10 protein-coding genes are annotated in these 12,438 nt (G+C 57.0%); 8 read left to right on the forward strand and 2 right to left on the reverse strand.

Going from position 1 to position 12,438, the window contains the following annotated elements; all coding sequences use genetic code 11:
• Positions 1 to 235: 235 nt before the first annotated feature.
• Positions 236 to 1,021, reverse strand: coding sequence for a MipA/OmpV family protein (locus tag CWM53_RS12415; RefSeq protein WP_074385853.1), 786 nt, complete (start codon positions 1,019 to 1,021; stop codon positions 236 to 238).
• Between the two features lie 124 nt (positions 1,022 to 1,145).
• Between CWM53_RS12415 and CWM53_RS12420 the strand changes: the two genes are divergently transcribed.
• The 4 genes from CWM53_RS12420 (at position 1,146) to CWM53_RS12435 (ending at position 7,383) form a co-directional block, all read left to right on the forward strand.
• Entirely contained in the window at positions 1,146 to 1,841 is a 696-nt protein-coding gene (locus CWM53_RS12420) for a response regulator (RefSeq protein ID WP_074385854.1), read from the forward strand.
• The gene (locus CWM53_RS12425) at positions 1,838 to 3,034 is read left to right on the forward strand and encodes a sensor histidine kinase (RefSeq protein WP_100729683.1); all 1,197 of its coding nucleotides are present in this window, start codon (positions 1,838 to 1,840) and stop codon (positions 3,032 to 3,034) included. The genes CWM53_RS12420 and CWM53_RS12425 overlap by 4 nt, the downstream gene beginning before the upstream one ends.
• Positions 3,035 to 3,112: 78 nt before the next feature.
• Entirely contained in the window at positions 3,113 to 4,261 is a 1,149-nt protein-coding gene (locus CWM53_RS12430; protein ID WP_100729684.1) for an efflux RND transporter periplasmic adaptor subunit, read from the forward strand.
• The gene (locus CWM53_RS12435) at positions 4,258 to 7,383 is read left to right on the forward strand and encodes an efflux RND transporter permease subunit (protein WP_100729685.1); all 3,126 of its coding nucleotides are present in this window, start codon (positions 4,258 to 4,260) and stop codon (positions 7,381 to 7,383) included. The genes CWM53_RS12430 and CWM53_RS12435 overlap by 4 nt, the downstream gene beginning before the upstream one ends.
• Here the strand turns inward: CWM53_RS12435 and CWM53_RS12440 are convergent.
• Complete coding sequence (locus CWM53_RS12440; protein WP_074385858.1) at positions 7,319 to 8,272, reverse strand: AraC family transcriptional regulator; 954 nt, start codon at positions 8,270 to 8,272, stop codon at positions 7,319 to 7,321. The two genes, CWM53_RS12435 and CWM53_RS12440, sit on opposite strands and share 65 nt — an antisense overlap.
• A gap of 407 nt (positions 8,273 to 8,679) precedes the next feature.
• On the opposite strand from CWM53_RS12440, the gene CWM53_RS12445 reads away from it, so the two are divergent.
• The 4 genes from CWM53_RS12445 (at position 8,680) to nthA (ending at position 12,400) form a co-directional block, all read left to right on the forward strand.
• On the forward strand, positions 8,680 to 9,573 hold the full coding sequence (locus CWM53_RS12445; protein ID WP_074385859.1) for a transporter: 894 nt from the start codon (positions 8,680 to 8,682) through the stop codon (positions 9,571 to 9,573).
• 60 nt (positions 9,574 to 9,633) lie between these two features.
• The gene (locus CWM53_RS12450; RefSeq protein WP_008804888.1) at positions 9,634 to 10,116 is read left to right on the forward strand and encodes a group I truncated hemoglobin; all 483 of its coding nucleotides are present in this window, start codon (positions 9,634 to 9,636) and stop codon (positions 10,114 to 10,116) included.
• A 136-nt stretch (positions 10,117 to 10,252) separates the two neighbouring features.
• A complete protein-coding gene (locus tag CWM53_RS12455) occupies positions 10,253 to 11,767 on the forward strand; it encodes an amidase (protein WP_049139565.1) in 1,515 nt (504 codons plus the stop codon).
• A 24-nt stretch (positions 11,768 to 11,791) separates the two neighbouring features.
• Entirely contained in the window at positions 11,792 to 12,400 is a 609-nt protein-coding gene (gene nthA / locus CWM53_RS12460) for a nitrile hydratase subunit alpha (protein ID WP_061154603.1), read from the forward strand.
• Positions 12,401 to 12,438: the final 38 nt, after the last annotated feature.

Here is a 12,438-nt window from a genome sequence, read left to right on the forward strand (position 1 = left end):
TTTTTACAGAATAAGTCAACACGACAAACTCAAAGAATAAATTTTACTGTCGAAAGCACTGGATTCTGATGGATGTAAAAATCTGAAGGCTCGGAAAGAGTGGACACGCGGACCACGCTCGGCCTTCCGGCGCGGTTAACATCATGTCTCGCTTCTGGTTCCGTATCTGCCAAACAATGCTGACTCACTGAATGTTAACCTTTCCCGGCAAATCGCACGCCGCGCTTTCTCCGTCCTAAAATGTCCAAATGACAGCAACTGTCAGTGCCACCTCGTTACGTCGTAACACGATCGGGCTCTCATTTGCATGCTCCCCAAGCCAGGTATAGTCAGCGCTCAGGAGCGTGCCCCAGTGGGCATCAAACTGGTGACTCCAGGTCAGACTGTTGTCTATGCCATAAAATCCCCCCGGTGCTGAATAGCGGCTATAACCTGAGCGCTGGCTCTGCTGCGGATCCACACCATACCAGGTATTCAGGTAACGGTTGTCGGCAAACAGGGCCGCCGTTTGAAAGGCGACCGTGTCATGGTCAGTTTGTACAGGGAGCAACGTTAAGGATGCCTGGTAGCTTACCCCCTGGCTGTCCGTTAAAGGCAGCGTCGCTTTGCCTTCAACACTTAGCCAGGAAAAAGCCTGCCAGCCGACGGCAAGGGCCGTGTTCAGGGAGACGTCAATGTCTCCCATCCCTTTCAGATTATTTGCCCCTGCCCGCCAGCTGGCGTTTTTATCCGCCCTTCCCAGATCGTATCCCAGCGTATGTTCAAAGTACCAGCCGCTGGCGTTCTGCAGGTCATATCCCACCCCTTTCTGCGTATCAATAAAGAAAGCGCCGTTACGCCCCTGAAGTACAGGAACCACCTGCCATACCTGCTTGTCTGAACCTGAGTATCGTGGAGTGTAGTGGCCTCCCAGCCCAATGGTGAAGGCGCCGGAAGAAGTGTCATCATTTGCCTGTACGCCGGATGTCATGGCCGTCAAAAGCGGTACGGTCATATACAGGGCTTTTTTTATCGCTATCATACTGTTCTCCTCACAGACGCCGGCTTCTCCTGAGGCAGGAGCTGCCACAAAATGTTGGCGCAGTATGATTTGGCAAAATCAATGAATCGTCGGGATAGTGTTAAGAAACGGTCAAGGTGAATGGATGTTGTCCAGAAGAGTGCTGATTATTGAAGATGACGCCGATGCGGCTGGCGTGCTCGAAGCCTACTTACGCCGTGAAAATTACGATGTCGCCATTACCGGAGATGGTCTTTCCGGGCTGGATATGGCGCACCGGTGGAAACCCGATCTGATCCTGCTGGATGTGATGCTTCCGGGGCTTAACGGCACCGAAGTCCTGGCTGGCCTGCGCCGTAAAAATGATGTTCCGGTGATCATGGTCACCGCCATGGGAGATACACCCGATCGTATTGGCGCCTTGCGCTATGGCGCTGATGATTATGTTGTTAAGCCTTACCATCCGGGAGAAGTTGTGGCTCGGGTGCAGGCGGTACTGCGGCGCAGCAATAAAACAGAAACAAAGGAAGAGATCCTTCGCTGGCAATCGCTTGAAGTGGATGTTACGGCCATCGTGGCGAGCATTATCGACGGGGACACCACACCGCGGACGTTGGATCTGACCCCAACCGAATTTTCACTACTGACCACGCTTATGCGCTCTCCTTCACGTCCTTTTTCCCGCCAGCATTTACTGGAGCACTGTTTGCCGGAAAGTGAAGCCCTGGAGCGCGTGGTGGATACCCATGTTTATAACCTGCGTAAAAAACTCGAGGCGGCGGGTATTTCCGGCGTGCTGGTTAACGTTCGCGGCGTAGGCTACAGGTTCAGACAACCATGACAAAAACCCGCTACTCCTCCCTGTGGCGCTGGATTTGCGCACGTATATTAGCGCTGGCCATCGGAAGCGTAATTGTCATTGCGACCTGTATGTGGCTACGTTATGCGGTGCAGAATTACTGGAACATAGGCAGAATGCCGGCATCGGTCCGACAAGAGTTTCTTGCGCTCAGCCAGAACCCGCAGGCGAACCCGGCGCGCTTCCATCAAATCGTCGATACCTGGTGGGGGTTGAGTTATTCAACCCCATCCATCGCCTCGGCGGACTGGGTCACCGTGGCGTTACTGGTCCTGGTCATGATCCCTTTTATTGTGGTGATGGGATTGCGATATGCCAGGCCACTGGCGCTGCAGTTCAGCCGACTGCGTGATGCGGCAAAGGACGTCGCCAAAGGGCAATTTGGCCGCCAGGCTGAGCTCATCAGGAATGCGCCGGCTGAAATGGTCAGCTTTGCCAGTGACTTTAATGCCATGACGGGGAAACTGGCCCGCTATGAAAAAGAGTTACGTACCTCTCATGTGGCCATGGCGCATGAACTTCGCTCCCCCCTGACTGCCGCTATCGGACGTTTGCAGGGCATGCTGGATGGTGTGTTTGATGCCAGCCCGGAACAACTGGCCATGGTAATGAAACAGCTTCAGCACCTGAATCGCCTGACCGATGAACTTCATCTGCTCTCGCTGTCTGATGCCGGGAATTTGGTGCTGGAAAACGAACCCTTTCGTCTGGATGAGCTGCTTAAGGAACGGGCGACATGGATCATGCCCCAGGCTGATGCACATCGTTTTACAATCAGGCTTCATCATTCTCAGGCGTGTCCCTTCAAAGGCGATACGTTCCGTATGGGCCAGGTTTTCACCATCCTTATGGAAAATGCCCTCCGTTACGGGCGTCATGGCGGTCATCTTGATGTCACGCTGCACTACGCCAGCGGGAAATATTGCCTCGAATTTCGCGATGACGGCCCGGGGGTATCCTCCCAGTTCCTACCGGAAATGTTCAACCGTTTTAGCCGGGAGGAGCAGTCGCGTGCCCGCCACTCCGGCGGCAGCGGTCTCGGTTTGTCGATTGCTCGCGCGATTTGTCAGGCCCATGGCGGCAGTATCAGCGCGTCGTTACCTGAAACCGGCGGACTCGCAGTCAGCCTTTTGTTACCCTGGACGTCGTCTGAGATGGAAAATAGCCGCTCTTGATAATACCTTGACGAAACGTCGAATCTTTCTCGACTAAGCGCGCATTTAATAACGCCATCACCTTTATGGAGCGGCGTTATGTCAGATGAATTTTTACTCCCCCTCCGCCACAGTCTGCACCATTTGTACGACGTGGCGCGCACCCTTTCCTGGCTGCACTTTCTTCCCCTGACCATTCTTTCGGTAGTGATTTTTCTGCTGCCCGGATGCGGGGACAACCAGGGTAATAAGACTGATCCTGTGCGAACGGTGCGCTACGTTGTTGTTGGCTCAGCGCAAACCCTTCCCGCGCTGGAAAGAACCGGAGAGATCCATGCGCACGATGAAACGATTCTGAGCTTTCGTACCGGCGGCCGGATAGTGACGCGTAGCGTCGATATTGGCGATCGGGTCAATGCAGGGCAACTGCTGGCCACGCTTGAAAATACAACCAGTCAGAATCAGCTCGATGGCGCACAGGCTGATTATGAAGGAGCCAAAGCCTCTGCTCAGGTTGCTGCACTTAACGTCAACCGAATGCAAAAGCTCATGCCAACAGGCGCGATTGCCCGCACACAGCTCGATACCGCCCGCGCAGACTGGCTTGTCGCCCGCGCGCGTTTAAAAAACAGCGAGTCCGCGTTGCGTAATGCCCGGGAAAGCCTTGGCTGGACGCGTCTGATTGCGCCGCGAAGCGGCGTGATCACCGAAGTAAGCGCCTCTGCGGGTCAGGTGGTCAATGGTGGTCAGTCGGTGTTGACGCTGGCGACCGGTGAAGCCCGCGATGTGGTGTTTGATATCGCTAAACCCGAGGCGATCCCGCCACAGGAACAGGCTGGCTTGCGAGTTTCCCTCCTCAGCGACCCGTCGGTGCAAGCGTCCGCCGCGGTAAGAGATATTAGCCCGCAGGCCGATCCTCAGACCCGCACATGGCGCGTCAGGGCTACCCTGCAAAACCCACCGCTGGCAATGGCGCTGGGCGCCAGCGTCACCGTCACGTTACCCGCAACGGGTCCGCATGGATACGCCCTTCCCGCTTCAGCGCTGAGCCGCGTCGACGACAAACCGGCGGTTTATGTGATTAACCCACAATCGCAGGCGCAGCTTCGCGTGGTGGTGCCAGCATACTATACCGCCACCTCGGTCATTATCTCCGGCGGCCTTGAACCAGGCGACCGGGTGATTACCGCCGGCGTGAGTAAATTACGCTCCGGCGAGCCGGTGATTGCCGGGGAGTGCGAATCATGAAACCCGTATTGAATGAGAAATTTAACCTGTCCTCCTGGGCGCTAAATCATCAGCAGATGGTCAGTTTCTTCATGCTGCTGATCATTGCTATGGGCGCGTTCTGTTATGAGAACCTGTCACGTAACGAAGATCCGGCGTTTACGATTAAAACGGCCGTTGTTTCTGCGCAATGGCCCGGGGCATCCGTAACGGATACCACCCGACTGCTGACCGATACGCTGGAAAAAAAGCTGCAGGAAACCCCCTGGCTTGATTATCTCGAAAGTGAAACCCGTGCCGGGAGCTCCGTTATTCATGTCAATCTCCTTGACGATACCCCGCCGCAAAAGGTGCCGGATATCTGGTATCAGGTACGTAAGAAAATGCAGGATATTGCCCCCTCTTTGCCAGAAGGCGTTCAGGCCCCCGCCGTCGACGACGAATTTGATGATACGTTCGGTACGATTTATGGCTTTATACCTGAGGGCTATACCCTGCGGGAGGTACGGGACCGTGTTGATACAATCCGCCGGGAGCTCATGTCGTTACCGGATATCGGAAAAACCAGCCTGCTGGGTGAGCAGCAGGAACAGATAGTTCTCTCTTTTTCTCCAGCGCGTCTGGCAGGTATGGGGTTGAACATCCAGCAGGTAGCGGATGCCCTCAGGGCACAAAATGCGGTTGTCCCGGCAGGTATGATCCGCACCGGACAGGAAAATATGGCGATAAAGGTCAGCGGGGAACTGACTTCTGAAGCGAGCTTACGTGCCGTCACGTTGCATATTAACGATCGTTACCTTCCTCTGACGGATATTGCCACCGTTAGTCGGGAAAACGCCGAGCCTCCCCAGCCGGTTTACCGGGTCAACGGCAAACCCGCCATCGGGCTGGCTATTTCGATGGCGCCGACCGGTAATATGCTGCGTTTCGGCGCCGCGCTGAATGCAAAAATGCATGCCATCAGCGTCACGCTGCCGCACGGTATTGAGATGGTCAAGGTTGCCGATCAATCAGCGGTGGTCAGCGACGCCGTAAGCGGGTTTATCCGGGTGCTTATCGAAGCCGTGGCGATCGTCCTGGCCGTTTCGTTTGTCTCGCTGGGTTTACGAGCCGGACTGGTAGTGGCTGCGGCCATCCCACTGGTGCTGGCCATGACCTTTACGGGAATGATGCTGGCAGGAATAGGTCTGCAGCGTATTTCTCTCGGCGCATTGATTATCGCGCTGGGCCTGCTGGTCGATGACGCCATGATCACTGTGGAAACCATGGTCTCTGGTCTGGAAGCCGGGGATTCCCGCCGGCAGGCGGCGACCCGGGCTTTTAAAACGACCGCATTTCCGATGCTGACGGGCACCCTTGTGATGATTGCCGGGTTTATTCCCGTGGGATTTGCTGCGTCCAGCGCCGGTGAATATTGCTTTTCCCTGTTTGCCGTAGTGCTCATCGCCCTGCTGTGCTCATGGGTTGTCGCGATCCTGTTTTCACCATTAACCGGGACGTGGCTGTTATCTGACAACATCAGACAGAAGGCGAAAGGTCCTGGACGGATGGCCCGCGGATACCAGTGGCTATTGCGCAAGGCGTTGCGTCACCGCTTCGCCACCGTGTGTATTGCTCTCATTGCGCTTGGTCTGTCCGTTTACGGAACAACCTTTATGCAGGGGGAGTTTTTCCCCGCCTCCGACAGGCCAGAATTGCTGGTAAGCCTGACGCTACCGGCAAATGCCTCGCAGTCGGAAACGCAAAATACGGCTGAAAAGCTGGAGAAGGCCCTGGCAGGCAACCGCAACGTTGATCGCTTTTCGACATACGTTGGGTCGGGAGCGATCCGTTTTTACCTGCCTATGGATGTGCTTCTGGCAAATGAAAATATCGCCCAGATGGTGGTGGTAGCTAAAGATCTTAAAGCGCGGGATCGTCTTCATCGACAGTTAAACAGGATACTGGCTACGCGCTTTAGCGACATCATCACGCGCGTATCGCCCCTGGAACTTGGGCCCCCCGTCGGCTGGCCAGTCAAATACCGGGTGAGTGGGCCAGATTATCTGAAGGTCAGGTCGATCGCGAACCGCCTGAGCGATGTCATTGGCCGGTCTCCCTCCTCCCGCGAGGTTAATCAGACGGCAGGCGAACCGGAGAGAGTCATTACCCTCAAGGTCAATCAGACCGCAGCCCGGGCTGCGGGCGTGTCGTCAGAAAGTCTGGCCCGGATGCTCAATACCGTCTGGTCCGGCAGTATAGTCACGTCGGTTCGCGATAATGACCGTCTTGTCGATGTGGTGCTCCGGGCCAGGGACAATGAGCGTCTTAACCTCGCCACCTTCTCTTCGCTGACTGTTCAGGGGAATGACGGGAAACAAATTCCCCTCAGCGCCTTTGCCACGCCAGTCTGGGGCGTGGATGATCCGGTTATCTGGCGTCGACAGCGTTTGCCTTTCATCACCGTGCAAACTGACCTCGCCCCGGGACTTCGCGCCGAAGCAGTATCCGCAGCGTTGCGACCAGCGGTAGACAGGTTGCGCGCGGAACTGCCTGAAGGCTACAGCATTGAAGAAGGGGGCGCGGTTGCTGAATCTGAAAAAGGTAATAGTTCGGTCTATGCGGTTCTGCCGGTGACACTGGTCATCATGCTCTTGCTGTTGATGCTCCAGTTGCGCAACTATTCCCGTATGGCGTTGGCTATACTGATGGCCCCGTTTGGTTTACCGGGTATCGTGCTGGCTATGTTACCTGGCGGAACGCCAATGGGATTTGTCGCTCTGCTTGGCGTGATTGCGCTCGCTGGCATGATCATTCGTAACGCCGTCATACTGATTAGCGAGGTTGACAGCAATCTTGCTCAGGGAATGGCTAGCGATGCCGCCATTATTGCGGCAGCAGAGCATCGTGCGCGCCCCATCTGCCTGACGGCCTGTGCCGCCATTCTGGGAATGATCCCCATCTCTCATCAGGTATTCTGGGGACCGATGGCCTATGCGATTATCGGGGGACTACTGGTTGCCACGCTGGTTACACTGACCGTTTTACCGGCATCGTTTAGCCTGTTGTTACACCTGAGAATGACGTCCTCAGGCGAGTTCACTGCTTCTTCGGCAGCAGAGAGCGAGGAGAAATGCCGAAGGCTTTGCGGAAGGCATGGCTGAAATGAGAGAAATCGGAGAAGCCGAAATCCAGCGCCGCCTGGGACACGCTACTGACTCGTCCACGTTCGATAGCCTCTCGGCTAGCCTGCAGCCTCTCCTGCCAAATCACTGCCATCGGCGTTTTTTTATGGCGGGCGAAAGCACGCGTGACGGTACGAACGGAAACGTGGTGCGCCCGTGCCAGGCTTTCGATGTTCAAATCGGGATCGACAAGTTGCCGCCGGATGTAGTTCATCATCCGGGAATACAGATCGCGCTCAACACCAACGTTGTTCAGGTCCTGTAACTCCAGGCTCAGCACCAGCAGATCCAGCAACGTCTGGGAGAAGCGGCCGGAGATATCCGCTGTGTCCAGACAGGCGGGCATCGCTGCCGCCTGACGCAGCATTTCGCGCAATGGGATCACGCCCGGGCGGCGGTCGTCGAGCACCATCGCGGTGAGGTGTTCGACCCCAGGTAAATGACAGCTCAGCAAATGGCGGGGGATCCGCACCAGATGATTATCGCGCCCGCCAAGACTGAAGCGGAATGTCTGGGCGGCATCGTAGAGCACCAGACTGTCCGCTGCCAGCGTCGCCTTGCGTCCCCCCTGTTCAAGCTGACCGTATCCATCCTGCATATACCCCAACCACAGATCGTCGTCGGGGCCCTGGCGCAAATAACGGGCCGTGCGATCCCAGCTGTGTAGCGGCGCGGACAGTGAACACATATCCACCAGACCCACTCCACGTACCGTCAGCCGTGCATCAAAGTCGACCCCAGCCAGAGGGGCGCTGGCTGCTGGAATACAGTGACGTAACACTACGTCGTTCCAGTACTCGAAGCGGCGCGACTCGCTAACGCCAACGGTTGAATAGTGGAGACTGCCCGCAGACTGCATGCTATTCATTATCATTCACCTCGCGCCGGGTATTCCGCCAAAACGACAGAAACGTTTCCGCAGACAGCAACTATCATGCCAACGAGCTAATACACCCTCTTTCTGTTAAGCCGATCGGCGCTAAGTTACCGGGAAATATCACTGAAAATCCGCGCCCCCCTTTTCTGCTGGCATATAGGGCGTCGAATAGCGGGACGACAAAACGTGGAACCGCACCCTAAACGTGCGGCGTCTGCACTATGGCGGACCATCACACGACGAGGGGCAGGCCCGCAACCGAATGTCCCTTCCAGCCAAACGACTGTCCTGCTGAAGCAAGTACGCCGCAAATTTCTCCCTAGTATCAGTAAGCGTAAGGTCTTCCGGCCACACCGTGCTCCGGACATAACACGACATCAGACAAGAGGGGGAACGTCATGACTTTCAGTAACGCTACGTTTCGCATCAGCCTGGCCGCCTGCACACTGTGGCTGGCAACCGGCCCGGCCCACGCGGTCGATCTCAATTCGCAGGACCTCATTCCAGCCCCCGCCGGCACCGATGCCATTCTGGGATATTTCACCTACGCGACGAGAGATAGCTTCACCCCGACCGGGGGCGGCGAACTTAAGCAAGAAACCGGGCTCGACTCCTTCGTCAGCATCTTTCGTTACGTTCATTACATGGACGTCGGTGGCTTTACGGTTGCGCCGCAAGTGCTGCTGCCATACGGACGCCTCTACAATGGCTCACTAAACGGCGTTCGACTTGATTCAGCCAGCGGCCTGGGCGATCCCATCCTTGCCGCGCCGGTCTGGCTGGTCAACAACCCCAGCACAACCTTCGCCATTGTGCCTTACCTGTACCTCCCCGCGGGCTCCTACGACGCCGGACGCACGCTTAACGTCGGCGAAAATCGCTGGAAGTTCGACCTTCAGCTCGGCGGCGTGCAGCAGCTGGGTAACGGTTTCGCCACCCAACTGTCCACGGACGTGATGTGGTATGGCGTCAACGACGACGCCTCGGGCATCGGCACCGGTCGACTCAAGCAGGACAACACCTATCAGTTTCAGGGCTGGGTGACCTGGGCGCCGCCCGCCGATAAGAGCTGGACCCTGGCCGCCGGTTATTCCCAATACTGGGGCGGCAAACAGCAGCTTGACGGTATCGAGAACGGACAGGCGACGCGCGTCGATCAGGTACGGCTGGAATTATCGAAATTCGTCACCCCCACGGTGCAGGTACAGGGTCTGCTCCAGCGCGACCTCAACGTCGATGGCGGTTTTAAGGAAGATCTGCATACCACCCTGCGCGTGATGAAACTGTTCTGATGCGAATCGGCACAGAGACATCCCCAGACTCACTACTCACCCGCAACGGAGAAATCCATCATGACCGATCAGCAGCAAAAACCCACACTCTATGAACGTCTCGGCGGTTATGACGCCGTTTACGCTTTCGCAGGGGAAGTGTTGAAGACCTGTATGAAGCATCCCGATATCGGCCATATCTGGGCGCACGTATCCGAATCGTCGTTCCAGAAAGAGCATATCAACTTTGTCGATTTTCTGTGCAAGCACTGGGGCGGCAACACGGTCTACCGGGGACGAGATATGGTGACCGCGCACCGCGGAATGGGGCTGACCGAAGTGCACTGGAAAGCCGTATTCGAGGCTATTGATGAATGCTACGAGAACTTCAACGTTCCGCAGGATATCCGTGAAGAGGTCACCGCATTCCTGACCCAGTTCAAACCCGCCGTCATCGGCAGCCCATCATACCGGGATGTGGTACTCGCGCACCCTGACATGGACGTCACCAAAGGGATGAAAAGCGTCGGCATTCACTGGCCGAAAACAGATAAACCGTCTTAACCGAGGACGGACATCCGCGCAACAGGCGGGTGTCCGTCTCAGCCAAATGACTGACCTGCACAACCATGTAGTGATGACATTTCGGGCTTATGTTGAAGGCAGGTTGCATTGGCAAACACCATACAAAGGGAACTCCATGGCTATTGAACGTCCTACCATTGAACAACTGCAAGCGCTCGCCAGTCGGCTAAACATACGATTGACGCCTGCGCAAGCCGAAGAATATCTGGCGCTGATGCAGGCCAATTTCGACGCCTATGATCTCATCGACGCCCTGCCCGATGAGATCCCCGCGGTGCACTACCCACGCGCCGCCGGCTATCGTCCTGAAGGCGACGAAAACCCGCTTAACGCCTGGTATTACAAGACCGAGGTAACAGGTGCAGCAACAGGTAAACTGGCCGGCCGCACCGTGGTGCTCAAGGATAACATCGCGCTGGCTGGCGTACCGATGATGAACGGCGCCTCGACGCTGGAAGGCTTCGTCCCCCTCTACGACGCCACCGTTGCCACCCGACTGCTGGATGCTGGCGCGACTATTCTCGGCAAGGCGACCTGCGAGCACTTCTGCTTGTCGGGAGGCAGCCATACCTCCGATCCGGCGCCCGTGCATAACCCGTTGCGCCGCGGCTACTCGGCCGGTGGCTCATCTTCTGGCAGCGCCGCTTTGGTCGCTTCCGGGGAAGTCGATTTGGCCATGGGCGGCGATCAAGGGGGCTCGGCGCGTATTCCCGCCGCATGGTGTGGCCTCTATGGCCTGAAACCGACCCACGGTCTGGTGCCTTATACCGGCATCATGCCGATCGAAGCCACTTTCGACCATACCGGGCCGATGACCCGCAGCGTAAAAGACAATGCCTTAGTCCTTGAGGTCATTGCCGGCGCGGACGGATTGGACCCACGTCAGTATGCTCCCAAAGTGGAAGCCTATACCGAGGCGCTCGGTAAGGGAGTCCGTGGCTTAAAGATCGGCATTATGGCCGAAGGTTTTCAGTTGCCGAACCTGGATGCGCGAGTCGCGGAGAAAGTTCGCGCTGCCGTCGCCCGTCTGCAGGAATTAGGCGCGACGGTCGGCGAGATTTCGGTACCGGAGCATAGCCTGGCGGGTGCGCTCTGGTCCCCTATCGGCTGCGAGGGGCTGACCGCGCAGATGATGCATGGCAACGGCATGGGCTTTAACTGGAAAGGACAATATGACGTGGCGCTGCTGGACAAGCACGCCCAGTGGCGTGACGACGCCGATGCGCTTTCCCCATCGCTGAAGATATGCATGTTCGTCGGCCAGTACGGGCTGGAACGCTACCATGGCCGCTACTATGCCAAGGCGCAGAATATCGCGCGTCGCGCGCGTGCGGGCTATGACCGGGCGCTGGCGGACTTCGACCTGCTGGTGATGCCCACTGTACCGCTTGTCGCTCAGCCATTGCCGGAACCTGACTGCTCCATTACCGAATACATCTCCCGCGCATTTGAAATGATCGGCAATACCGCGCCGCAGGATATTACCGGCCATCCGGCAATGACTCTCCCTTGTGGGCTGGTCGACGGCTTACCGGTAGGAATGATGTTGGTAGGACGCCACTTCGCCGAAAGCACCCTTTATCAGGCCGCCGCCGCATTTGAAGCTTCCGGCGACTGGCGGATGTTTTAACCCTTAACCATCGGGAACCATAAAATGAGCCATCAACACGACCACGACCATACTGAACCACCGGCGGACATCGAGCTACGCGTCCGGGCGCTGGAATCCCTGCTACAGGAGAAAGGACTGATTGACCCGGCGGCACTGGATGAACTGATTGACACTTATGAGCACAAGGTCGGCCCCCGTAACGGCGCGCAGGTGGTCGCTAAAGCGTGGAGTGATCCGGAGTATAAACGTCGGCTGCTGGAGGACGCCACAGCCGCCATCGCCGAGCTGGGTTTCTCCGGCGTGCAGGGTGAAGACATGCAGGTAGTGGAGAACACGCCGGACGTGCACAACGTGACCGTCTGTACATTATGTTCCTGCTACCCCTGGCCGGTGCTGGGTCTGCCACCGGTGTGGTACAAATCGGCCCCCTATCGCTCGCGTATCGTTATCGACCCGCGCGGCGTTCTGGCCGAATTCGGGGTAAACATTCCAGAAAGTAAAGAGGTGCGCGTCTGGGACAGCAGCGCGGAACTGCGCTATCTGGTCCTGCCAGAACGTCCGGCGGGTACCGACGGCTGGAGCGAAGCGCAGCTGATCGAACTGGTCACCCGCGATTCCATGATCGGCACCGGCCTGGTCGCCGCGCCATAATAAGAGGAGAAAACCATGAACGGGATACATGATCTGGG

Source organism: Klebsiella sp. A-Nf5, assembly GCF_002810545.1.
GTDB lineage: Bacteria > Pseudomonadota > Gammaproteobacteria > Enterobacterales > Enterobacteriaceae > Klebsiella > Klebsiella variicola.